This is a genomic window from Nonomuraea sp. NPDC049141 (assembly GCF_040648415.1).
In the GTDB taxonomy this organism is placed as follows: domain Bacteria; phylum Actinomycetota; class Actinomycetes; order Streptosporangiales; family Streptosporangiaceae; genus Nonomuraea.
Genome location: NZ_JBEZDR010000002.1, coordinates 720,617 through 744,409 on the forward strand (window position 1 = coordinate 720,617; position 23,793 = coordinate 744,409).

The 23,793-nt window shown below is 67.1% G+C and carries 23 protein-coding genes; 19 read left to right on the forward strand and 4 right to left on the reverse strand.

Annotated elements, in window-relative coordinates; genetic code table 11:
* Positions 1-6 precede the first annotated feature (6 nt).
* From AB0B91_RS08155 to AB0B91_RS08165, 3 genes are read right to left on the reverse strand one after another with little or no spacing between them, the layout of a single operon-like run.
* The gene (locus tag AB0B91_RS08155; protein ID WP_358317332.1) at positions 7-783 is read right to left on the reverse strand and encodes an ABC transporter permease subunit; all 777 of its coding nucleotides are present in this window, start codon (positions 781-783) and stop codon (positions 7-9) included.
* Complete coding sequence (locus AB0B91_RS08160) at positions 780-1,589, reverse strand: ABC transporter permease (RefSeq protein WP_358317333.1); 810 nt, start codon at positions 1,587-1,589, stop codon at positions 780-782. Before AB0B91_RS08160 ends, AB0B91_RS08155 begins: the two co-directional genes overlap by 4 nt.
* The gene (locus tag AB0B91_RS08165) at positions 1,586-2,575 is read right to left on the reverse strand and encodes an ABC transporter substrate-binding protein (RefSeq protein WP_358317335.1); all 990 of its coding nucleotides are present in this window, start codon (positions 2,573-2,575) and stop codon (positions 1,586-1,588) included. Before AB0B91_RS08165 ends, AB0B91_RS08160 begins: the two co-directional genes overlap by 4 nt.
* Positions 2,576-3,133: 558 nt before the next feature.
* On the opposite strand from AB0B91_RS08165, the gene AB0B91_RS08170 reads away from it, so the two are divergent.
* From AB0B91_RS08170 to AB0B91_RS08255, 18 genes are all read left to right on the forward strand, one after another.
* The gene (locus AB0B91_RS08170; RefSeq protein ID WP_358317337.1) at positions 3,134-5,848 is read left to right on the forward strand and encodes a nitrate- and nitrite sensing domain-containing protein; all 2,715 of its coding nucleotides are present in this window, start codon (positions 3,134-3,136) and stop codon (positions 5,846-5,848) included.
* The gene (locus AB0B91_RS08175) at positions 5,845-6,267 is read left to right on the forward strand and encodes a roadblock/LC7 domain-containing protein (RefSeq protein ID WP_214641568.1); all 423 of its coding nucleotides are present in this window, start codon (positions 5,845-5,847) and stop codon (positions 6,265-6,267) included. Before AB0B91_RS08170 ends, AB0B91_RS08175 begins: the two co-directional genes overlap by 4 nt.
* Positions 6,268-6,332: 65 nt before the next feature.
* Positions 6,333-6,680 carry a DUF742 domain-containing protein gene (locus AB0B91_RS08180; protein ID WP_214641717.1) on the forward strand — a complete coding sequence of 116 codons (348 nt, stop codon included), beginning with the start codon at positions 6,333-6,335 and terminating at the stop codon, positions 6,678-6,680.
* The gene (locus AB0B91_RS08185; RefSeq protein WP_214641567.1) at positions 6,661-7,251 is read left to right on the forward strand and encodes an ATP/GTP-binding protein; all 591 of its coding nucleotides are present in this window, start codon (positions 6,661-6,663) and stop codon (positions 7,249-7,251) included. Before AB0B91_RS08180 ends, AB0B91_RS08185 begins: the two co-directional genes overlap by 20 nt.
* A 149-nt stretch (positions 7,252-7,400) precedes the next feature.
* Positions 7,401-8,948, forward strand: a complete 1,548-nt coding sequence (ffh, locus tag AB0B91_RS08190; protein ID WP_358317339.1) for a signal recognition particle protein — start codon at positions 7,401-7,403, stop codon at positions 8,946-8,948.
* Positions 8,949-9,168: 220 nt separating this feature from the next.
* On the forward strand, positions 9,169-9,615 hold the full coding sequence (gene rpsP / locus AB0B91_RS08195; protein ID WP_358317341.1) for a 30S ribosomal protein S16: 447 nt from the start codon (positions 9,169-9,171) through the stop codon (positions 9,613-9,615).
* Between the two features lie 2 nt (positions 9,616-9,617).
* Positions 9,618-9,863: an RNA-binding protein gene (locus AB0B91_RS08200; protein ID WP_020546537.1), complete on the forward strand. Its 246-nt coding sequence runs from the start codon at positions 9,618-9,620 to the stop codon at positions 9,861-9,863.
* 68 nt (positions 9,864-9,931) lie between these two features.
* The gene (gene rimM / locus AB0B91_RS08205) at positions 9,932-10,432 is read left to right on the forward strand and encodes a ribosome maturation factor RimM (protein ID WP_358317343.1); all 501 of its coding nucleotides are present in this window, start codon (positions 9,932-9,934) and stop codon (positions 10,430-10,432) included.
* Entirely contained in the window at positions 10,432-11,211 is a 780-nt protein-coding gene (gene trmD, locus AB0B91_RS08210; RefSeq protein ID WP_358317345.1) for a tRNA (guanosine(37)-N1)-methyltransferase TrmD, read from the forward strand. Before rimM ends, trmD begins: the two co-directional genes overlap by 1 nt.
* Before the next feature lie 137 nt (positions 11,212-11,348).
* On the forward strand, positions 11,349-11,711 hold the full coding sequence (rplS, locus tag AB0B91_RS08215; RefSeq protein WP_214641562.1) for a 50S ribosomal protein L19: 363 nt from the start codon (positions 11,349-11,351) through the stop codon (positions 11,709-11,711).
* 141 nt (positions 11,712-11,852) lie between these two features.
* On the forward strand, positions 11,853-12,713 hold the full coding sequence (gene lepB, locus AB0B91_RS08220; RefSeq protein WP_358317347.1) for a signal peptidase I: 861 nt from the start codon (positions 11,853-11,855) through the stop codon (positions 12,711-12,713).
* On the forward strand, positions 12,713-13,303 hold the full coding sequence (gene lepB / locus AB0B91_RS08225) for a signal peptidase I (RefSeq protein WP_358317349.1): 591 nt from the start codon (positions 12,713-12,715) through the stop codon (positions 13,301-13,303). The genes lepB (AB0B91_RS08220) and lepB (AB0B91_RS08225) overlap by 1 nt, the downstream gene beginning before the upstream one ends.
* Before the next feature lie 53 nt (positions 13,304-13,356).
* A complete protein-coding gene (locus AB0B91_RS08230) occupies positions 13,357-14,025 on the forward strand; it encodes a ribonuclease HII (RefSeq protein ID WP_358317351.1) in 669 nt (222 codons plus the stop codon).
* A gap of 39 nt (positions 14,026-14,064) precedes the next feature.
* Entirely contained in the window at positions 14,065-14,388 is a 324-nt protein-coding gene (locus AB0B91_RS08235) for a DUF2469 domain-containing protein (RefSeq protein WP_026215037.1), read from the forward strand.
* Positions 14,389-15,284: 896 nt separating this feature from the next.
* Complete coding sequence (locus AB0B91_RS08240) at positions 15,285-15,638, forward strand: YraN family protein (RefSeq protein ID WP_358317353.1); 354 nt, start codon at positions 15,285-15,287, stop codon at positions 15,636-15,638.
* Position 15,639: 1 nt separating this feature from the next.
* Positions 15,640-17,175, forward strand: a complete 1,536-nt coding sequence (locus AB0B91_RS08245) for a YifB family Mg chelatase-like AAA ATPase (protein ID WP_358317355.1) — start codon at positions 15,640-15,642, stop codon at positions 17,173-17,175.
* Positions 17,176-17,311: 136 nt separating this feature from the next.
* Positions 17,312-18,826 (forward strand): DNA-processing protein DprA, encoded by a 1,515-nt coding sequence (dprA, locus tag AB0B91_RS08250; RefSeq protein ID WP_358317357.1) that lies wholly within the window; start codon positions 17,312-17,314, stop codon positions 18,824-18,826.
* 982 nt (positions 18,827-19,808) lie between these two features.
* Positions 19,809-20,672 (forward strand): tyrosine recombinase XerC, encoded by an 864-nt coding sequence (locus AB0B91_RS08255; protein WP_358317519.1) that lies wholly within the window; start codon positions 19,809-19,811, stop codon positions 20,670-20,672.
* 930 nt (positions 20,673-21,602) lie between these two features.
* Here the strand turns inward: AB0B91_RS08255 and AB0B91_RS08260 are convergent.
* On the reverse strand, positions 21,603-23,273 hold the full coding sequence (locus AB0B91_RS08260) for a peptidoglycan DD-metalloendopeptidase family protein (protein WP_358317521.1): 1,671 nt from the start codon (positions 23,271-23,273) through the stop codon (positions 21,603-21,605).
* Here AB0B91_RS08260 and AB0B91_RS08265 point away from each other — a divergent pair.
* Positions 23,272-23,748: a GNAT family protein gene (locus AB0B91_RS08265; protein ID WP_358317359.1), complete on the forward strand. Its 477-nt coding sequence runs from the start codon at positions 23,272-23,274 to the stop codon at positions 23,746-23,748. The two genes, AB0B91_RS08260 and AB0B91_RS08265, sit on opposite strands and share 2 nt — an antisense overlap.
* The last annotated feature ends 45 nt before the right edge of the window (positions 23,749-23,793 follow it).

Sequence of the window (23,793 nt, forward strand, 5' to 3'; positions counted from 1 at the left end):
CGCCTCCTACGCGGTACGGCGAGCGCCACGGTGCCACGTGAGCATCGGGCGCTCGACCATGAGGAACAGGGTGTTGAACACGTATCCGAGAACGCCGAGCACGACCACTCCTCCCCAGAGGGCCGGCATGTCGGAGTTGGCGCTCGCGATGGTCAGCAGGTAGCCGATGCCGTCCGTGCTGCCTTTGAGCTCGGACACGATCATGAGGATCAGTGCAAGCGAGACGCTCAGCCGCAGCCCCGCGAAGATCTTCGGTGCGGCGGCGGGCAAAATGATCCGGAACAGGCGCAGGCTCGCCGGGACGCCGAAGACGGTCGCGGTCTCGATCTGGAGACGATCCACGTTACGCGCGCCATCGATTGAATTCAGCAGGATCGGCCAGATGATGCCGAAGACGATGGTGGCCACCTGGACCTGCGTCCCCATGGCGAAGAGCACCAGGAACACGGAGAACATCACAGGTGGCGGCACGGCCCGGGCGAACTCCACCAGCGGGTCGATGTAGTCGCCCAGCCAGGCGGCCCTGCCGATCGCGACACCGAGTGCTACCCCCACGGCCACAGCCACGCCCCACGAGCCGATCAGCCTGACGATGCTGGGGACGAAGTTGTCCACTGCCTCATCGGTGAGAATGAGCGGTCCGGAGAACCACATGTCGTACATGCGCGACACGATGACCGTGGGCCGGGGGAAGTAGGGGCTCTCCACCGCCTTGGTGATCAGCTCCCACGCGATGAGGACCACCGGCACCAGCCAGAGCCGTTTGATCAGGGTCTTGATCATGCGTTCCGCCACTTGAAGAGCCGCCGCTCGGCACGCAGCAGCAGGGTGTTGACGATCAGTCCGATGAAGCCCGACCACAGCAGCACCGCGATCACGTCGATCATCGCCTGATCGCCCAGGCCGGTGCTCGCCTCGATGAGGAAGGCGCCGATCCCGCCGGAGCCGCCGACGACGTACTCCACGCTGATGGCGAGGATGAGTGAGATCGAGGCGGCCAGCCGGATGCCGGTGAAGATGAACGGCGCGGCGCTCGGCAGCGACACCCGCCAGACGACGGCCGCGGAGCCGAAGCTGAACGAGCGCAGTGTCTCCGCGGCCAGGGGATCGACGTCACGCACGCCGTAGAGGGTGTTGATCAGGATCGGCCAGGACGCGGCGTAGACGATGAGCGCGACCTTGGCGTTGATCTCGGGCTGGAAGATGAACAGTGCCAGCGGGATCAGGGCCACCGAGGGGATCGGCCGCAGGAACTCGACGATCGCGCGGGTCATCTCCTCGACGACGGGCAGGGTCCCGAGCAGCAGGCCCACCGGGACGGCCAGCAGGACGGCGATCGGCAGGCCGATGACGGCGGCGAGCAGCGTGGAGGACAGGTCCCCGAGGTACTCGGGATCGAACGCCAAGGCGACCACTCTGGCCAGGCAGGCCGAGGCCGGCGGCAGCCACTTGAACAGGCCGGTCCTGCTGGCGAGCTCCCAGACAAGCAGAAAAACCGCCACACCGATGGCGTGGCGGACGAGTTTTCCGACCCTGGCGCGGGCGAGCGGGGAACGCCCGCCGCGCGTCAGCGTTGTGGCAGCGGTCATCCCTGCGAAGTAACGATCATCGAGGCGACGTCGATCTTCTGCTGGATGAAGCCGTACTCGAGCATCAGGTCCGCGACTCGCTGAACGCGCTGGGCGTTCAGTGAGGTCGGGTAGTTGCCGAGGTTGATCGTTGCAGCGACGGCAGGCGGGATCTTCGTGTAGGTCGGCAGGATCTTCGTCACGGCGCTGCGGTCGGTGGCGGCAACGTTCTGCGCCTTTGCCATAGCCCGCTGGAATGCGGCCATGGTCTTGGGGTTCTTGCTGACCCACTTCTCCGTTGCGGCCCAGCCGGTGATCGGCAGACCCTCCGTGGGGCCGGACATGGTGTCGAGCAGCATGGTCGCGCCGACTTCGTTCTTGGCCTGGCTCACGTACGGGTCGGTCATCCAGACCGCGTCCACACTGTGCTTGTCCAGGGCCGTGATCCAGTCGGTGGTCGGCACGACGACGTACTTGACGTCGGTCTTCGGGTCGAGCCCAGCGATCTTGAGGTGGGGGTTCATGGTGAGAACGCCCAGACCGACGAGAGCGTTGACGCCGATCTTCTTACCCTTGAGGTCACCGACGTTCTTGATGGGCGAGTTCTTCGCCACCATGACGCCGAAAGCCCCGGGAGCTCCCTGGTAGGAGTCCGCGATGTACTTGAACTTCTCCAGGCCGGAGCTCTGGATGGACAAGATGGTGGCGTAGCTGCCCAGCACCACGTCCATGCTGCCGTTGCCGAGCTTGGGCAGTACGGCCTGGGGGGCCTGGATTGCCTCTTGCTTGACGTTGAGGCCCTGCTCCTTGAAGAACCCACGCTCCATGGCGATGAACAGCGGGGCCGAGTCCGCCCCGGGGTACTGCCCGATCAGGAGGTCTGTCTTCTCAAGACCATTGGCATTGGTGGTGCCTCCGGTCTTGCTATCTGAGCTGGAACACCCCGTAATGACAAGGGTGGCCACAAGTCCAATCAGGGCGGTGCGCCCTAGTGCACCGAACCTCATGTCGCGTCTCCTTCGAACGGGGGGTGATCGACGACGGTCGCACCCTAGCGCAGCTAACTCTTGCGCATGGTCCCCCGATTCTGGAAATTAACAATATATATGTGGAAATGATGATCACCATGTAGGTTTGAGATGATTGTCCGAATCGACGGAGTGAGACCCGGGCGTCCACCAGGAACATGTGGAGAATGTCCGGTTTGGTACGTTTTGCGAAGAGATAGGTTGACTGCGACCTTTGCGGTATTGGCCGATCTCCTGTTGTTGTGCTCAAATAAGCTCTCGCCCCATGGGTGCGTCGGCGTCACACGGCAAACACAATGCATGACGTGATCCTCTTGCACCAGACCATCAGAGGAGAGGTTGCGGAGGCCAGTGAGGAACGCATTCCCCCCAGCAGGTGGGGATCCCGGCTTAACTGCTGAAGCGCCCGCTCCTGCGGCACTTCACGCCAAGTCAAAGCCCAAAGCACGGGCCGGGCGTGCGAAGAAGACGGGTGGCTTCGCGCTGCGCAACTGGCGCGTGCGTTCGAAGCTGCTCGTTCTGGTTGTCATTCCCACCTTGGCGGCCCTGGTCCTGGGCGGCTTCCGCGTAGCCACCTCGATCAGCAGCGCCACCGAGTACGAGAGAGTCAACGACGTCGCCATCCTGGCGAGCCAGCTCACTGCGCTCGCTCATGAGGTCGAGCTCGAACGCGACCTCACCGCCAGCTTTGTCGCCCTCGGCCGCCCGGCGGCCGGCAAGGCCAAAGTCAGCGAGCAGTACACCACCGTCAACAAGCTCCGTGACGATGTGCGCACCGGTGTCGACGCGCTCGCCGCGTCCGACAGCCCGCAGCGCGCTCAGGCCGTTCGCGTCAAGAACCGTCTGGACGAGATCGACCAGTCGCGCAAGGCCTCGGTGGACTCGCAGCTGAACGTCAGCTCCGTCATCGACCTGTACGACCGGAGCATCTCCGACTTCGTCGCGCTCAATGACAACATCGACCAGGGTGCCGCCGACAAGGAGCTCGCCGACAGCGTCTCCGGCTTCGCCGCTCTGTCCAGGGCCAAGCAGTTCGTCTCCAAGCAGCGCGCGCTGCTCGCGGCCGCTCTGGCCGCCAAGCGGTTCGGCAAGGAGGACCTCGATTCCTTCATCGCCGCCCGCGCCCAGCGCAACAGTGAGCTGGCGACGTTCAGGGCCCAGGTGCCGCTGAACATCCGCCAGGCGTACGACGACATCGTCAGCGGCCAGGCCGTCGACAAGGCCGAGCTGATCCAGGCCCGCGCCCTGTTCCTGCAGGACTCCGGTGCGCTCCTGGTCGACCCGGCCCTGGGCCTCCAGCGCAACGGCGAGGACTGGTTCGACGCCGTCACCAAGACGATCGACGGCATGCGCAAGGTCGAGCAGCAGGTCTCCGACTCGATCCTGCTGCGCAGCCGCACCCTGCAGGGCCAGGAGCAGCAAGGCGCGATGATCATCGCGATCGCGATCGCCATCCTGCTCATCCTGGTCCTGGTGGTCACCTCGCTCATGGCGCGCTCGCTCAGCGGCCCGCTGCGCCGGCTGCGCAGGGAGGCGCTGTTCATCGCCGGCCGCCGCCTGCCGGAGACGGTCCAGCAGCTGCGCGAGTCCGAGGCGACCGGCCCACCCGAGGTCGAGCCGATCGGCGTCATGTCCGAGGACGAGATCGGGGAAGTGGCGCGGGCGTTCGACGAGGTACACCGCGAAGCCGTACGACTGGCCAGCGAGGAGTCCAGGCTCCGTAGCAACGTCAACGCGATGTTCGTCAACCTCTCCCGCAGAAGCCAGACGCTGGTCGAGCGGCAGATCACCCTCATCGACGGGCTGGAGCAGGGCGAGCAGGACGAGAGCCGGTTGGCGAACCTGTTCAAGCTGGACCACCTGGCCACCCGTATGCGCCGCAACAGCGAGAACCTCCTGGTCCTCGCCGGTCAGGACCCGCCGCGGCGCTGGAGCCAGCCGGTCAAGCTGGTCGACGTGGCCCGCGCCTCCCTGTCGGAGGTCGAGAACTACGAGCGGGTCGTCCTGCAGGTGCCCGACGGCGTGTCCGTCGCCGGCCAGGCCGTCAACGACGTCATCCACCTGCTCGCCGAGCTGGTGGAGAACGCGCTGTCGTTCTCGCCGCGCGAGACCCGCGTGACGGTCTCCGGCAGCCGGATCGACGGCGGCGGTGTCATGCTGTCGATCACCGACTCCGGCATCGGCATGACTCAGGACGAACTCGCCGGGGCCAACGACCGCCTCACTGACGCGCCCGTCGTGGACGTCTCGGTGTCGCGTCGCATGGGTCTGTTCGTGGTCGCCAGGCTGGCGCACCGGCACGGCATCCGGGTGCAACTGCGCCCGCACGGCTCCGGCGGCCTGACCGCCATGGTGCTGGTGCCCGAGAGCCTGCTCGGCAGCCAGTCCCCGGCCTACGCCAGCACGCAGGGCGCCATGCCCGTGCGCGAGGAGACCTACGCGGCCCCCGCGCCGGCTCCCGCCGCGCCGCCCGTCGCTCCTCCGCAGTGGCAGGGTGGCGGCTACCAGATGGGCCCGGGACATCCGTCGTACCCGTCCAACCCGGAGTCCGCGGGTGCCTGGCCGTCCATGCCCCAGTGGCCGTCCGACGTCAACGGCTGGCCCGCCGACCCGCGTGCCAGCAGCGGCGGCTACGACACCGCCGACGTCTGGGTGCCGTCGCGAGGCCAGGGCGGTGGCGGCGGAGGCAACTGGTCCGGCGACAACGGCCTGCCGAAGCGGCCCACCGACCAGCCGCCGTTCCAGCCGCCCCAGAACTGGAGCTTCGGCGACCGGGCGGTGGAGTCGAGCCCGCCGCCCAGGCCGAGGTACGACTTCCCGGAGACGGAGTCGGCGGCCACCGGCCCCATCCCGGTGGTGAAGCCGGCGTCGTCTGGTGACGAGTACCTGCCGATCTTCGCCTCGGTGGAGTCGGCCTGGTTCGAACACGGTGAAAGCGGCGCGAGCTGGGGTTCCTCCAAGGCCGATGCCGGCTGGAGCGCCGCGGAGGCCGTGGTCGAGCCGGTACGTGACGGCGCGACCGCCTCCGGGCTGCCCAAGCGGGTGCCCAAGGCGAACCTCGTGCCGGGTTCCGCTGACACCGCCTCCGCGCCGAAGGGCGTCGCCCCGATGCCCTCTGTCTCGCCTGATCGCGTCCGCAGCCGCCTGTCCAGCTTCCAGCAGGGCTTCCGCGCGGCACGTGACGACATCAGCGAGGGCAGGGCGTACCCCGCCGGCTCAAGGCCCGTTGATAGCAGAGAGGAGGGCGCATGAACGATCTGAGCCACGCGGCACGCGGAGTCGACTGGCTGATAACCGACTTCGTCAGTACCGTTCCAGGCGTCGCCCACGCGGTCGTTGTCTCGTCCGATGGTCTGCCGCTCGCGGCCTCTTCGGGCTTCCCCGTAGACCGGGCTGATCAACTGGCCGCGATCGCGTCCGGGCTGGTCAGCCTGACGCAGGGAGCGGCCAGGGTCTTCGAGGGCGGTGCGGTCAACCAGACCATCGTCGAGATGCAGCGCGGGCTGATGCTGATCATGTCGATCAGCGACGGCTCCTGCCTGGCAGTGCTGGCGGCCCCCGACTGCGATATGGGATTGGTCGCGTACCAAATGACGCTCATGGTCGATCGTGCCGGTCAGGTACTTACTCCGGCGGTGCGCGCAGAGCTGCGCGCTAGCCAGACCAGGTGATGTAGGTGACGGACCCAAGGTGGAACAGCGGCGGCTGGGAGCCCCAACCCCATCCCCAGCCGCAGCTGAGTTCAGATCCCGCGTCGCCGGTCCGTCCTTACGCTGTGACGGGAGGACGGACCGCGCCCCGGGTCAAGCTGGCCATGGAGGCCCTGGTCTCGTCCGCGACGGCCGAGCACCGGGAGTTCTCCCACATCACGCCGGAGTATCAGGCGATCAGCCAGCTCTGCCGGCAGGTCCGGTCGGTGGCCGAGGTGTCGGCCCTGTTGCGGATCCCGCTCGGTGTGGTGCGCGTGCTGATCGCCGATATGGCGGCCGAAGGTCTGGTACGCGTACACCAGCCAGCGCTGGAGTCCGGACGACCAGACGTAAACCTGCTCGAAAGGGTGCTCAGTGGACTTCGCAGGCTCTAGCCCCGGCCTCACCTCGACGAAGATCGTGGTGGCCGGTGGCTTCGGGGTGGGCAAGACGACGTTCGTCGGCGCGGTGTCGGAGATCATGCCGCTGACCACCGAGGCCGTCATGACGGACGCCTCGGCGGGCATCGACGACCTCGGTATGACGCCGCTGAAGTCCACCACCACCGTGGCCATGGACTTCGGCCGGGTCTCGCTCGACCGTGACCTGATCCTCTACCTGTTCGGCACGCCCGGGCAGCACCGGTTCTGGTTCATGTGGGACGACCTGGTGCGCGGCGCGATCGGCGCGGTGGTGCTGGTGGACACGCGCCGGCTGGCCGACAGCTTCCCCGCGATCGACTACTTCGAAGAGGCGCAACTGCCGTTCGTGGTGGGTGTGAACGGGTGGGACGGCTCATACCCGCACAGTGACGCGGAGGTGCGCGACGCTCTCACGCTGGCGCCGCACATCCCGCTGGTCCGGCTGGACGCGCGGTCGAAGGACTCGGTGAAGAGCGCGCTCATCAACCTGGTCGAGCACGCGCTGACGGTCCGGATGGCGGTGCCGGGCTGGAGCGGTAGCTGACTTCGCCTGCTCCCTGGCAGGCCGCCGTCCGGGATGTCGTCGTCTGGGGCATGCTGACAGACCGGATGGCCGAGCCAGGCTGGAAGGGCTGCCGGAGCGGATAGGCTGAACCATTAGACCAACATTCGCTTCGAGGACTGGCCTACCACGTGTTCGAGACGCTTTCCGACCGGCTGACATCGGTCTTCTCCTCCCTCCGCTCCAAGGGTCGGCTGTCCGAGGCCGACATCGACGCCACCACCCGCGAGATCCGCATCGCGCTGCTAGAGGCCGATGTCGCACTTCCGGTGGTCAAGGCGTTCGTCGCCCAGGTCAAGGAGCGCGCCCGCGGCATCGAGGTCTCCCAGGCGCTCAACCCGGCGCAGCAGGTCGTCAAGATCGTCAACGACGAGCTGATCGAGATTCTCGGCGGCGAGACGCGGCGGCTCCGCTACGCCAAGACACCGCCGACCGTCGTCATGCTCGCGGGTCTGCAGGGCGCCGGTAAGACCACGCTGGCGGGCAAGCTCGCCAAGTGGCTGCGCGAGCAGGGCCACGCGCCCATGCTCGTGGCCGCCGACCTTCAGCGCCCCAACGCCGTGCAGCAGCTCCAGGTCGTGGGCGAGCGCGCGGGGGTGGCCGTCTACGCGCCTGAGCCCGGCAGCGGCGTCGGCGACCCGGTCGAGGTCGCCCGCCGGTCGATCGACGAGGCCAAGCGCGCTCAGCACGACGTCGTCATCATCGACACCGCCGGCCGCCTGGGCATCGACCAGGAGATGATGCGCCAGGCCGCCGACATCCGCGACGCGGTCTCGCCCGACGAGGTCCTGTTCGTGGTCGACGCCATGATCGGCCAGGACGCCGTGACCACGGCCCAGGCGTTCATGGAGGGCGTCGGCTTCGACGGCGTGGTGCTCACCAAGCTCGACGGCGACGCCCGCGGCGGCGCCGCGCTGTCGGTCAGGCACATCACCGGCCGGCCGATCATGTTCGCGTCGACCGGTGAGAAGCTCGAGGACTTCGACGCCTTCCACCCCGACCGGATGGCCTCCCGCATCCTCGACATGGGTGACATCCTCACCCTGATCGAGCAGGCCCAGAAGACGTTCGACGAGGAGCAGGCCGCCAAGATGGCGGGCAAGCTCACCTCGGGCGAGAACTTCACGCTCGAAGACTTCCTCGAGCAGATGATGATGGTCCAGAAGATGGGCCCGATCAAGAACCTGCTCGGCATGATGCCCGGCATGGGGCAGATGCGCGACCAGCTCAACTCCATCGACGACCGCGACCTCGACCGCATCGCGGCCATCATCCGCTCGATGACGCCGGGCGAGCGCCAGGACCCGAAGATCATCAACGGCTCCCGCCGGGCCCGCATCGCCGCCGGTTCCGGTGTGACGGTGAGTGCCGTCAACAACCTGGTGACGCGGTTCTTCGACGCCCAGAAGATGATGAAGCGGATGGCGGGGGGCATGGGCATCCCCGGCATGCCGGGCGGCCGGGGCAAGGTGGCCAAGGCTCAGAAGAAGAGCAAGAAGGGGCGGCGCGTGAGCGGCGACCCGCGTAAGGCCGCTCTGGGCAAGCCGGACTCGGCGCCCACCGAGCCGCAGGCGCCCAAGGGCGGTCTGCTCGGCAACCTGGGCGGGAAGCTGCCTCCGGGCCTGGAACTGCCGCCGGGCTTCGACCCCAGCAAGTTCAATCTCCCGGGCGATAAGTAGCAACTTTCCGGATATTTTCGGTTTTGCGAATGCGGCGACCCGCGCTTGCGGGTCGTGTGCAGTGCCGCGCGTCTGGCACAATGACATGTTGGAACACCGTGGCCAGGTGGGTGCCCTCTCACCTCCCACCGGTCATGCCTGTCCCTGGAGCGGACTCCCATCGTGCCCCACTCGATGAGATGCCGTTCACCCACGCTCGAATGCAGGAGAGACCACACCCGTGGCAGTCAAGATCAAGCTCAAGCGTCTCGGTATGATCCGCAACGCTCAGTACCGCATCGTCATCGCCGACAGCCGCACCAAGCGTGACGGCCGGGCGATCGAAGAGATCGGCCTGTACCACCCGAAGGACGACCCTTCGCGTATCGAGGTCAACGCCGAGCGCGCGGCCTACTGGCTGGGTGTCGGCGCGCAGCCGACCGAGCCGGTGCTCAAGCTGCTCAAGCTGACCGGTGACTGGCAGAAGTTCAAGGGCGAGCCCGCCCCTGGGCCGATGAAGGTCGCCGAGCCGGCGCCCGACCGCCACGCCATCTACGAGGCCGCGGCCAAGGAGGCGCTGTCCGGTGGCGACACCGGCACCGCTGCCACCACGCCGCGTAAGGCTCGCAAGAAGGACGAGGCGACCGAGGCCGCTCCCGCCGAGACCAAGACCGAGGGCGAGGCCTGAAGATGCTCGAGGAGGCTCTCGAGCACCTCGTTAAGGGCATCGTCGAACATCCAGACGATGTCCGGGTCCGCGCACGCCGCATTCGCAGCGGGCGCGTCCTGGAGGTCCGGGTGCACCCCGAGGACCTGGGCAAGGTCATCGGTCGCGGCGGGCGCACCGCCAAGGCGCTGCGCACTGTCGTGAATGCCCTGGCCGACGGGAAGTACGTCCGGGTCGATCTGCTCGACCTGGACGAAGCCGTCCGTTAGCGTCAGGTTCCCGCGCCCTCATCGGTTCTTGCCGATGGGGGCGCTTGCGTTAGAAAAGGTAGGTACAGGTGCAGTTGGTCGTCGGCCGGATAGGCCGCCCGCACGGAGTACGCGGCGACGTGACCGTGGAGGTGCGCACCGACGATCCCGAGCTGCGCTTCGCCGTCGGCGCCGCCATCGCCACCGATCCCGCCGACAGGGGGCCGCTCGTCATCGAGAGCCGCCGCTGGCACAAAGGCGCGCTGCTCATCACCTTCGCCGGGATCAGAGCCCGCGACGACGCCGAAGAACTCCGCGGCACGATGCTGGTCATCGACTCCGCCGAGGTGACGCCCTCCGACGACCCCGACGAGTTCCACGACCACCAGCTCATCGGGCTCACGGTCGTGACCGCCTCGGACGAGGCCGTCGGCGAGGTCACCGACGTGCTCCACCACGGCCAGGACCTCCTGGTCGTACGGCGAAGCGGGCAGGACGACGCGCTCATCCCGTTCGTCAGGGCGCTGGTGCCCGAGGTCGACCTCGAAGGCGGCCGGCTCGTCGTCGACCCGCCCGAAGGGCTGCTGTGATGCGGCTCGACATCGTCTCGATCTTCCCCGAGTACTTCGCGCCGCTCGACGTCTCCCTCATCGGCAAGGCTCGCGAGCGCGGCACCCTCGACGTACGGGTGCACCAGCTCCGCGACTGGGCCCACGACGTGCACAAAACCGTCGACGACACCCCCTACGGCGGCGGCCCCGGCATGGTCATGAAGCCCGAGGTGTGGGGCGAGGCCATCGACGCGGTGACCGAGGGCGGCTCGCCGCGCCTGATCGTCCCGACGCCGAGCGGGCGGCCGTTCACCCAGGAGCTCGCCCAGGAGCTCGCGGCCGAACCCTGGCTGCTGTTCGCGTGCGGCCGCTACGAGGGCATCGACTCGCGCGTCATGACCGAATACGGCACGCGCCTGCGCGTCGACGAGATCAGCATCGGCGACTACGTGCTGGCCGGAGGCGAGGTCGCGACGCTGGTGATGGTGGAGGCCATCGGCAGGCTGTTGCCCGGCGTGCTGGGCAACGCCCATTCGGCCGTCGACGACTCCTTCGCGCCGGGGGCCATGCGCAACCTCGTCGAAGGGCCCGTCTTCACCAAGCCGCCGCTCTGGCGGGGGCACGAGGTGCCGCCCGTACTCCTGTCCGGGCATCACGGGAAGGTCGCGCGGTGGCGGCGTGACGAGGCGCTCCGCCGTACCGTCGCCAACCGGCCCGAGCTGGCTTTGGCGCTCGATCCCGAGACGCTCGACAAGCACGACCGGCGGCTGCTGGAGGAGCTCTCGTTTCGCTTCCAGCCGGAAGATATGGCAAACTGAAGCGCTACCGACCATCATGTGGTTGGTCTGCCATGCCCGGGGGACAGTCCCGGGTTCATCGAATCAGCAGGCGCGTCCGCCGCGAGCTCAGGCCGGGTGGACCTCCGCGTGCTCGCGAGGACTTGAGGACAGCTCTCATGCACACGAAGATCCAGGAGCTCGAGAAGGCGACCCTGCGCGGAGACGTGCCGGACTTCCGCCCCGGTGACACGCTCGAGGTTCACGTCCGCGTCGTCGAAGGAAACCGCTCCCGCGTCCAGGTCTTCAAGGGCTTCGTGCTGCGCAGGCAGGGCAGCGGCGCCCGCGAGACCTTCACGGTCCGCAAGGTCAGCTACAGCGTCGGCGTCGAGCGGACCTTCCCCGTGCACAGCCCGATCATCGAGAAGATCGTGCTCGTGACCCGCGGTGACGTGCGCCGCGCCAAGCTCTACTACATGCGCGATCTGCGCGGCAAGGCCGCCCGTATCCGCGAGAAGCGCGAGGCCGTGCCCGCCAAGTGACACAGACCTTTCCGAATGGCCCGCGTCCTGCGCGGGCCATTCGGCTTTGCGGGGGCATTTCTTTTATGTGGAGCGACTCGGGCGCGGGTGTAACGTCGGTCGAGACTTGTCGAGCCGATGCATCATCTAGGCTCGTCAGCGATGACTAGCGAGAGCCAGGAGCACGGCGCGCCGCGCCGCCCTGTCAAGGACGAGGTGGACGTGGTCGCCGAAGAGACTGAGAAGCCAGCAAAGGGCGGCAAGAAGGACAAAAAGGGGTCGTTCTGGAAAGAACTTCCCGTCCTGGTCGTCGTGGCGCTGGTGCTGGCCCTGATCATCAAGACGTTCGTGATCCAGGCCTTCTACATCCCGTCGGAGTCGATGGAGAACACTCTCCTGAAGAACGACCGGGTCCTCGTCAACAAGATCGTCTACCACACGCGCGACATCGAGCGCGGCGACGTGGTGGTGTTCTCGGGCGTCGACTCGTGGGACGGCGAGTTCGAGATGGAGGAGCCGTCCAACCCGGTCGCGGCGTTCTTCCGCTGGGTCGGCACCGCGTTCGGCGTGGTGCCCGGCGAGAAGGACTACATCAAGCGGGTCATCGGCGTCGGCGGCGACCACGTCAAGTGCTGCGACTCCAAGCAGCGCATCACGGTCAACGGCGTGGCGATCGACGAGGGCGGCTACCTCTATCCGGGCAACGTGCCCTCCGACAAGTTCTTCGACATCACGGTGCCCAAGGGGCGGCTGTGGGTGATGGGCGACCACCGCTCGGTGTCGCTCGACTCACGCTCGCACACGGGCGACCCGGGTGGCGGCTCGATCCCCGTGGGCCAGGTGGTCGGGCGGGCGTTCGTCATCGTGTGGCCGTTCAACAGGGCGACCACGCTGTCCATCCCGGACACGTTCGGGCAGCCGGCGCTGCAGGCGCTGGGCGGGTCCGTCCCGCTGGTCGCCGGGTTCGCCGGAGCTTTCCCCCTGGTGCTGGTCCGTCGGCGCCGCCGAAGCAGGAGAAACTGATGTCCTTCACCAAGAAGGCGGCGGCGGTGGAGAAGAAGAAAAAGGGCGGCTTCCGCGAGACGATCCTCCTGCTGATCCTCGGCGTCGGCATCGCGCTGCTGCTGCACACGTTCGTCGTCGGCTCGTTCTACATCCCGTCGGAGTCGATGGAGAACACCCTGCTGATCAACGACCGGGTGTTCGTCAACAAGCTCTCGGGCAAGCCCGAGCGCGGCGACATCATCGTGTTCAAGGGCTGGAACGGCGAGGACACCATCAAGCGGGTCATCGGCATCGGTGGCGACAAGGTGGCCTGCTGCGATGCCAAGAAGCGGGTGACGGTCAACGGCACGCCGCTGGACGAGGCGTCCTACCTCTATCCGGACGACTTCCCGTCGGGCGACACGTTCAAGTACACCGTGCCGCCCGGCAAGTTGTGGCTGATGGGAGACCACCGCAGCGCCTCGGCCGACTCGCGCAGCCATGTCGAGGAGCCCGGGGGCGGGTTCATCTCGGAGGACGCGGTGATCGGAAAGGCCGTCATGCGCTACTGGCCGCTGTCGCGAGGCCTGATCTTCATGCGTCCTGACACTTTCGACAAGGTCAAGTAGAGCCGCCTTCCGGTCGCGGTTTGCGGCGATTGGGGCGTACGCTGCCTCTTGTCATGACAGTTGCGTTTCGCCCTCGGCCCAGCGTTGTCCGGCGTGATTCCGGGCTCTATGCCTATGAGCGGGCCCTGGCCCGCCGGGGCCTGACCCCGATCGCCGGGGTCGACGAAGCGGGCCGGGGGGCCTGCGCCGGTCCGCTGGTGGTCGCCGCGGCCATCCTGCGCAGGCCGATCGACGGGCTGAACGACTCGAAACTGCTGGTGCCGGCCGTACGAGAGCGGCTCTATGACCTGATCATGGATTCGGCGCACGTCGGGGTGGTCGTCATCCCCCCGGCGGAGATCGACGCGCGGGGGCTGCACAAGAGCAACGTGGCCGGAATGCGGCGAGCCGTGGCACGGTTGACCTGTGACCCGGGGTACATCCTCACGGACGGCTTCCCCGTCCCGGGCCTGCCCGCGCCCTCGCTGGCGGTGTGGAAGGGAGACCAGGTGGCCGCGTGCGTGGCCGCGGCCTCGATCGTGGCCAAGGTGACCAGGGACCGCATGATGGTCGAGCTGGACGCCGAGTTCCCGGGCTACGGCTTCGCCGAGCACAAGGGGTACGTCACTCCAGGACACAGACTGGCCCTGGAGACGAACGGCCCTTGCTCCCACCACCGTTACTCGTTCGTCACGGTGGCCAGGGAGATGGGGGAAAATGAAATGGGGGCCGGGGTTGCCTGACCAGGCGAACCGGAAGACCGGTACGACAGGAGGACCGCGATGAGCGCAGAGGATCTCGAAAAGTACGAAACCGAGATGGAGCTGCAGCTTTACCGCGAATACCGCGATGTCGTCGGGCTGTTTACGTATGTCGTGGAGACGGAGCGGCGCTTCTACCTGACCAACTCGGTAGATCTCGACGTCCGGACCGCGGAGAACGGGGACGTGTTCTTCGATGTGAAGATGCAGGATGCTTGGGTTTGGGATATGTACCGGCCTGCACGGTTTGTGAAGAATGTGCGGGTGGTTACGTTCAAGGACGTCAACGTCGAGGAACTGGCCAAGGCCGACCTGGAGATGCCGAAGGAGGGCTTCTCGGGGTAGGTGCTGTTTGAGGGGCGTTGGGGACTGGCCTTTGGTTTGCGGGGGCTGGGGTTGCTGTGGGGTGGTTGTTGGGTGGGACGGGTGGTTGCGGTCAGCCGCCACCTGTGAAGGGCCGCAACCCACGGCCATCCACCAGCCCGCCTGCTCGGTCATCCATGGGTCCGCCTGGCTACCTGCTCGGCCATCCATGGGTTCGTCTGGCTACCTGCTCGGCCATCAACTGGCCTGCACGCGCGGCCACCCGCTGGGCCGCCCACCCCATAGGACCCCTGTCCGGTCCATCCGCCGGTCCGCCCGCGCGGCCGTCCCGCGCGACGACCCACTGAGCCACCCCCAGGACCGCTGACCGAGCTCGCCCGAGGCTTGCCGACAGCCACCACTGGGGCCCTTTCCACGGCCATCTGCCAGGCCGTCCCGACCACCCTTCCAAAGGACCACTGACCGTGCCCCGCAGCCGCCACTAGGCCCCAGCCACCAAACGAGGCCGCCCACAGTCGCCCCCTGGGATCCACCACCGATCTCACCCACCAGGGTCGCCAGTCGGCGCTGTCACCAGCCGCCACCCCGGACCGCGCCCCTGATCAGGCACAATACGGCTTCGCAGGATCGGTGCCTCGCGTCCATGGCGGCGTATCGCGTCAAGTAGCGCGGCTCCCTCCGTCGGGCTTCCTCCGTTCGGCTCACCCAGCGCGGCTCACCCAGGGGAGCTCACCCAGCGCGGCTCAGCCCGGGCAGCAGCACGCCCAGGGCAGCTCACCCAGCGCGGTGCCGGACGCCCGGATCAGCCCCGGACTTATCCACAACCCGGCGCCAACACCCCCGGCCTATCCACAGAACCTCGCTCGGCCCGACCGCCCCACCCCCGGTACGCGAAAGTCAGGGCCCGGAGGTGCCACATGGCCGCGAGGAACGACCTCGGCAAACACGGCGAGCAACTAGCCGTCAACTACCTGGAAGCCGAGGGAATGACCATCATCGAACGCAACTGGCGCTGCCGTCACGGCGAGATCGACATCATCGCCGAAGACGGCCCCAACCTGGTCGTAGTAGAGGTCAAGACCAGATCCAGCCGATCACACGGCACGGCCCTGGAGTCGGTAGGGCAGGCCAAACTGGCCAGACTCCGCATGCTGGCCGCCAAGTGGCTCACAACCCAACCCCGCACCTTCGACACGGTCAGAGTCGACGTGATCGCCCTGGAGCGTTTCGCCGGCGACTACTCCCTGCGTCACGTACGGGGGGCGATCTGAGATGGCAGTAGCGCGAACCCGCAGCGTGGCCCTGGTCGGCGTCAAAGGCCGCAGCGTCGAGGTGGAAGCCGACGTGGGCAACGGCCTGGCGGGGATCCACCTCATCGGCCTCCCGGACACAGCACTCAGCGAGGCCAGGGAACGGGTCAGATCGGCAATGGTCAACAGTCATTATCCCTGGCCCGACGCCCGCATCACGGTAAGCCTCTTTCCCGCGAGCCTCCCCAAGCGGGGCAGCCAGTTCGATCTCGCCATAGCCATCGCGATACTGGGCGCAGCCGGAGTGGTCCCCGCCGACCGGGTCGCAGAGCCATTTTTCCTCGGCGAGCTCGGCCTCGACGGACGCCTGAGACCCGTACGAGGCGTTCTCCCGTCGGTGCTGGGCGCGGCCGAGCACGGAGACGTCACGGTGGTCATCCCCGCCGCCAACTCGGCGGAAGCGGCACTGGTGCCCGACGTCAAGGTGGCACCCTTCGCCGACCTACGCCAGCTCGTCGAGTGGCTACGAAGGGGAGACGATCCGCCAGAGCCGTACATCCAAGACACCCCAGAGCCGCAGCCGCTGACCATCCAGCCCACGGTCGACCTGTCCGACGTGGCCGGCCAGCCGGTCGCCCGCCGGGCGCTCGAGATATGCGCCGCCGGAGGCCACAACATCTGGATGCTCGGCCCGCCCGGCACAGGCAAGACCCTGTTGGCCGAACGCCTGCCCACGCTCCTGCCCGACCTGGAGCTCGACCACGCGCTCGAGGTGACGGCCATTCATTCGGTGGCGGGCATCCTGCCGGCCAGCAGCCCGATGCTGAGCAGACCGCCGTTCGTCAGCCCCCACCACACCGCCACGGCGGCGGCCATCGTCGGCGGCGGCAGCACCGTCATACGCCCAGGCGCAGTCTCCCTCGCCCACCGGGGAGTCCTGTTCATGGACGAAGCTCCAGAGTTCCCCCGCCACATCCTCGACTCCCTCCGCCAGCCCCTTGAGACCGGTCGCGTGACGGTGTCCAGGTCGGCAGGCTCCGTCACCTTCCCGGCCCGCTTCATGCTCGTACTCGCCGCCAACCCATGCCCCTGCGCCCAGCCCCAGGACCAGGGGGAAAACTGCCAGTGCTCCCCGACGATGAGACGCCGCTACCTGGCCAGACTGTCCGGCCCGCTTCTCGACCGCATAGACATGAAGGTCACAGTCGCCCGTACGTCCAGACGCGAGCTCATGGCAGACCGCCAGTTCGTCGAGCCAAGCAAAACCGTGGCCCAACGCGTACTGGCAGCCCGCGAACGAGCCGCCAAACGCCTGGCCGGCACCGCCTGGCGTACGAACGCCGAAATCCCGTCCGCCGCCCTCCACGCCGACTACCGCCCTTCGGACGCCGCCATGAAGTGCATGACGACCGCCCTGGACTCGGGCACCCTCAGCGCGCGCGGCCTCGATCGCGTCCTACGAGTCGCATGGACCCTTACGGACCTGGCAGGAAAACCCCACCCCGAATACGCGGAAACATCGACGGCACTCGCCTTGTGGCTGGGGGTGAACACGTGACCACCCCATCCACCCCGCAGCGGCCACCGCGTTCCCCCGCCCAGCTCCCTTACCGAGCCCAACTCCACCTCCGCCATCCCGTCATGAAGGCGTTCCCACCGCCGGTAACCAAGATCCCTAACCCTCAGGAGCGTCGATGACGAGAGCAGAAGTGGAGGCAAGAGCCGCCCTCATGCGTGCAGCCGACGCCGGGGACCCCACCATGGGCCGTCTCATCGCCTGCTGTGGGGTTGAGGCAGCAATCGACGCCGTACGTACGGAGACCCTCCCACCCGACTTCATCACCCAGGAAACCCAAGACCAACACATCACAGTCCCGTCCCAACGAGAGACTGCTGACCAAAGCTGGCAGCAAGTCACAGAACTCACGCCGCACCACATCGCAGACCTCAACCAGCGACAGCTCCCAAACTCAAGCCAGCTACGCAAAGAGGGCCCCGCCCAAGAACACATCACGAACCCCAGCGAGCAATGCGGAACGACCCTCACCCAGCAACGAACCGCAAACCCCACCCAGCGGCACATCACGGAGTCCGCTCATCAAATCGGAGCAGCCCTCGCCGAGCGGCGCCTAACAGACCTCACCCAGCGACTACGCGCCTGGCACGCCCGCCTGGCATCCGCCGACCCCATAGCCGACCTCGCCGAGGGCGAACGAAGCGGAGCCAGATTCATCATCCCCGGCAGTCCCGAATGGCCCACCCAACTGGACCAGCTCGGACCCCGCCGCCCCCTCGGCCTGTGGCTCCACGGCTCGGCCGACCTGCGCTTCGCCTGCCTGCGATCGGTCGCCGTCGTCGGCGCACGGGCTGCTACGGCGTACGGCGTGCACGTCGCGGCCCAGTTCGCCGTGGGATTCAGCGACTCAGGCTGGACGGTGGTCTCAGGCGGCGCATTCGGCATAGATGGCGCGGCACATCGCGGTTCCCTGGCCGCGGACTCTCCCACGGTCGTCGTCCTGGCCTGCGGCGTCGATGTCACCTACCCGACCGGACACCACGAACTGTTCGCCGCCGCCCGCGACCAGGGCGTAGTGGTCAGCGAGTGCCCTCCGGGCGTCCACCCCACCCGAGCGCGCTTCCTCATCAGGAACCGCTTGATCGCCGCCCTGTCCCGAGGCACCGTCGTGGTGGAGGCGGCACTCCGCAGCGGCGCACTCAACACGGCCGGTCACGCCTTGTCGCTGCAACGCCACCTGGCGGCCGTACCAGGCCCGATCACCTCCACCATGTCGGCCGGCTGCCACCGCCTGCTTCGCGAACGCAAGGCCGTATGTGTCACCTCACCCGAAGAAGTGATCGAACTAGTCGGCGCGATAGGAGACGACCTGGCCCCCCAATCTCGCGGCCCGGCCGTCCCGCGAGACACGCTGAACGAAACGACCAGCCGCGTCCTCGACGCCATCCCCACACGCGGCGCCGCCGGCCCCGCGTCCATCGCGGTAGCGGCAGGAGTCTCCCTGGACGCGGCTTTGAGCGCACTGGGCGGCCTGGCCGCCGCAGGCTACGTCGAAAGAGTGGACAAGGGCTGGCGCACCCGCAAAACGCCGTCGAGTACGTACCAGAAGGCCAACGAAACGGCCCCACCACGGCAATACCCCTCAGACCAAACCGACTATGACGATCTCCCCCCAGCCCCCGACGACCCGTGAACTTCCCGAACAGTCCACACTGATGTCCGCTGAGCCACCGATGGCGATATCCGGGTTGTGGGCGATCGTCGAAATCGCCGCCGCCCGCCGGGATTGGTCAGCGCCATCACTTGCGGGAAGCATTCCCCTCCTGCTGGCTGGCCGCCGATCGGTCGGCACTCCCGCCCCGATAGATGGCATCCCGCCAAGGCGTGGGAGTGCCACGGCCAAGATCGAGATCGAGACCCTCAAAGCGCCGATGATCGCCCCTCGACGCCTCGCGAGGGGCGTCATCCTCCCGAACAACTGCCGACCGCTGTGCAAAGCTGGAGAAACGAGGCAGGGGCAAGACCAGATACGGGTACAAACCCACACCGTGGAAGCGGAAGAGACGTACCCGAAACAGCAGATCGCAGATACGGCGCGATGAGCGAGCCCAGGTACGTTCGCACCGCTCGGGAGAGCCGGCTGGAGCTCATCGGACCGGAGGAGGTCGAGCTGATCGGCACAGACAGGCCACAGAAGCTGCTCAGAGCACACGAACCGAAGAGACGGATCAGCGGGCAGGTCCATCCAGGTTGGCTGGTGGACGTGGGTTGGTCGGTGGAATGCGGAGGGACTGAGCTGGTCAGCGGGTCGGGACCGTCTAGGTCGGTTGGTGGACGTGGCCTATCCGTCTGGTCGATGGCTGCGGGCTGGTCAGCGAACTCCGACCGATGGGACCGGTCAGCGACCCGACTCATGAAACCGGTCAGTGGCGGCCGCCTAGTGGGTCTATCCGCATCAGCGGGCCAATCGATGGGCAGCCGTCGGGCTGGGTTGGCGAAGAGGCGTGGGCTGTTTAGCGAAGGCGGGCCGTAGGCCTGCACGGGCACCGCTAGGACCGCATGGACAGATGACAGGGCGCTTGACATCGATCACCTGGTGCGCGGCTCCGGGAGAGGTCGGCGTCTACGAGAGGGAGGCGATTGTGGCCGACGGGTGGCTGGGAGCGGATGAGGTGATGGCCGAGTTCGGCAGATACTTGCGGTTCGAGAGAGACCTGTCTCCGCACACAGTCCGCGCGTACCTCTCTGACGTCACGGCCCTGTTCGACCACCTGAACAACCGACTCCACGGCCTCGACATCGCTACGTTGCGCGAATGGCTGGCCGAGCAGCATGCCGACGGTAAGGCGAGGGCCACGCTGGCGCGCAGGACCGCGTGCATCCGTACCTTCACGGCCTATTGCCATCGCAGAGGCTGGTTGCCGGATGACCCCGGCTTGCTGTTGGGCAGCGCCAAGGCGCCCCGCCCGCTGCCCACCGTGCTCAATCAACAGCAAGCACAGGCCGTCCTCGAAGCGCCGTCGGCCGAAGAGCCCAAGGAACTGCGAGATCAGGCCATCCTGGAGCTGCTGTACGCCACGGGCGTGCGAGTGAGCGAGCTGTGCGCGTTGGACGTCGATGACGTCGACCGGGATCGGCACGTCATCAGAGTGCTGGGCAAGGGCCGTAAGGAACGATCGGTTCCGTTCGGATTGCCCGCACTCCGGGCCCTGGACAAGTGGTGCGTACACGGACGGCCTCTGTGGATCCGTGCAGGCTCAGGGGCGGCGGTGTTCCTTGGGGTGCGAGGCGGTCGGATAGACGCGGGTACGGTCCGACGGGTGGTGCACGCTCGCCTGCGCGAGGTCGAGGGAGCGCCGGACATGGGCCCGCACGGGCTGAGACACAGCGCGGCGACGCACCTACTCGAGGGCGGCGCCGACCTCCGCAGCGTCCAGGAACTCCTCGGGCACGCCTCCCTGCACACGACCCAGATCTACACGCATGTCTCAATCGAGAGACTCCGCACGGCATACCGCCAGGCACACCCCAGGGCGTGAACGGGCACAGACTCGGCGGCCAACCGGGCTACCGGAGTTCGGAATCAGCTGCCCTGCGCTGCGCTGCGCTGCCCTGCCCTGCCCTGCGCTACGCGGCTCCGCCGTGCGCTGCCTGCGCTGTGCTGCTCCGCGGGTGGCTCGCCGACGACGACGGCATGGTCTGCGCGTGCACCATCGGTTTCACCCGCTCCACCCTGATCCGCCTCCGCAACGGGCCAGGAGGGAAGACCGGTGGTGGTTCGGCGGCGGTTGAGACGGTATCCACAAGCTCTACCTGCGCGCCAACGGGATCCGCCGGGCTGCCCCCGCGCCCACGCGGTCATCCGCCGTTGCCCGCTGGGCCGTTGGGGCCATCTGGCGAATCGCCTGTACCGAACCTGTCCACTGGACGATGGCGCATCCACCTCGGAGCATCCACCTCCTGTCGTTCCAAGATCGGGTATCGCGAACAGTGCGGTCAGTAGAGGCGGGGCGTCTCCGGCGAATCTGCGCGGCCGAGACGAAGTCGACGTCGGTCTAATCAGCGGCTTGGCGGAGGAGGTTGGCAGCCTCCTCCGCCGGACACCTTCCGGTAGCGGCTTCGTCGCCTCCGGCCGCTCAAAGTGAAAGCGCTGTACATGGCCGGACGAGCGAAGCAGAGCGGCGTCGAGTGCGCACTCCGGACAGCCCGGCGCCGACTGAGCTTCCTCACTCTGCGGCTGCAAAGACGTGGTTTCTCGTCGCAGGATCCGGCGAATGGGCCAGCGGTAAGTGGGTCATGGCTATGCACGAGAACCTCTTCAACGAACAACGCGGCTCTGCCGACGACGGAATTGCTCTGGCACTAATTCCGAAATAAGTGCCAGAGCCAAGATTCAGCGGTCGTTGACAGGCTCACGTGGCGGCGATCAGACACCGTCCCGGTTGCCGTGAAGCATGCCCCTGTCGTGACTAGTTGTGCCTCACGCGTTGGCGCCCCCGTGGCTGGCGGGATCGACTTCCCAGTCCGAGATAACGCCGCTTGTGCTGCTGTTTGCGGTGCTGGCCTCTTGCGGCTCCATGTTGCTGTGTGCGTGAACATCGAATACGGCGGATCAGGGTGAACAGCAGCCATGCGCTCAAGAGCGCACCCGCGCTGATGGCTGAGATGGCCGGTGTTGAAGCGGAACGTGTTACGAAGCGGGGAGTCGGTTTGGGGGCCGCACGCTCGGGGGTTTGGCCCGAAGGGGTGGGGTCGGGAGCAGGGGTGGGATCTGACCGACGGGCCGGTGTTGAGGGGAGAGCAGTCGAGGATGTTGTCGCTGTGGGCGCTGCGGTGATGGGTGCTGTTTGGAGGTGCCCGATGTTCCGGAGTGACGGTTGCGGCGAAAGAACGAAGGCGTTGTGGTCGCTAGGACCGTCCGGGGAGTAGGGACCTTCTAGGTTGTCCAGGGTGTTCGGACCGCCCAGGGTGTTCCGGTCGAATCTGCTCGGACTGCCTGTGCCGTTCGGACTGCCTGTGCTGCCGCCCGTGCTGCCCGTGCTGCCCGTGCTGCCCGTGCCGCCCGTGCCGCCCGTGCCGTCCAGGGCGTCCAGGTTCCAGTACGGGAGCAGGCGGATGTGGGCTCGGCCTAGGAGGAGCAGAGGGTCGAGGTAGTGGGTGCCGCGGAGGAGGCCCCAGTGGAGGCAGGATTCTTGGCAGTGACCCATTCGGTGTTCGATGAAACCGAGGCGGGTGCCGGGCGATACATGTTGGTCTCGGCGTACTGATGCGTTGACCGGCAGATACGTCGTGCGTAGGCCGTTCGCATGCTCGACGGTGACCACACCCCGGCCGGCGAGGGGGCCGGCGAAGCGGACGATGCCTGGGCCCGCGGCTACGACAGGTGTGGTGGGTGCGGCGGCGAGGTCGATGCCGCGGTGGCCTGACAGCCATGGCTCGGGTGGGGGCGTGAAGTGGCGGAGGATTCTGGGGTGTCCGTCCAGTGGCCATCGCCAGGTGGGACGGTCCGCGGCAGCGGGGCTTGCGGGCGTTAGGGAGATGGCGAAGGCGAGGAGGGTGGCCAGAAGAGTCAGCGGGCCTGGGGGCGCTACTCGCCGATGGGAGTTCGTTGGCGGGGGATGGGTCGGCGTGCTGCCGCTGGAGGAATATGGGCTGATTGTGGAGTTTTGGTGGGTGGGGGGCAGCGGGGAGTTGGGACTGGGGTGGGTGAAAGGGAATGGCGGCTGGGGCTTTGGGTGAGTGTATGGAGGTGGTGGCTGGGGCTTTGGGTGAGCGCACGTGGATAGCGGGTGGGTGCACGGGGATGGTGAGTGAGTGCGTGGGGATGGTGGCTGAGTGCGTGGCGATAGTGGGTGGGGCTTTGGGTGAGTGCATGAAGGTGATGGCTGGGACTTTGGGTGAATACACAGGGATGGCGGATCGGGCTTTGGGTTAGTGCGCGGAGGTCGCGGGTCGGGCTTTAGGTGGGTGAGTGGGGAGAGGGAATCGGAGGTGGGGGGAGTGGGCATGCGGTGAGTTTGTGGGAGGGCGGGGGGTGTTCGGAGAGGTGAACGTAATTCTGTGGAGGAAGGGGGTGTGGGGCGGTATGCCTGTGGATAACCGCTGGCATCTGGGCCGGGGCGGGTTTGGGGAGGCGGCATGATGGAGCTACGTGGATCTCGGGTGGTCCTGCGGGATGTTGTACAGGACGACGAGGCGCGGTTGCGGGAGATCGTTGCGACGCCTGAGGTGGCCCGGTGGTGGGGGCCTGTCGACGAGTTCGACGACATGCTGGCCATTACGGTCGGCGGTGAAGTGATCGGGGCGATTCAGTACGAGGAGGTGGAGGATCCGATGTATCGCAGTTCGGGGATCGACATCTTCCTCGGGCCTCAGTGGCATGGATGTGGGTTCGGCCAGGAAGCTGTTCGCACGTTGGCACGATGGTTGATTGAGGTGCGGGGACATCATCGGCTGACGATTGATCCTGCTGCGCACAATACGGTCGCCATCAACGCCTACGAGCGTGTGGGATTCAAGCGGGTGGGGATCATGCGGGCTTATGAGCGGGATCCGGTGACTGGGGAGTTTCACGACGGGCTGCTGATGGATCTGTTGGCGGGCGAACTGATCTAGCCAAGCGAGAGGCCCTGTCTGGACAAGCGGACGGTGGTGCCCAGG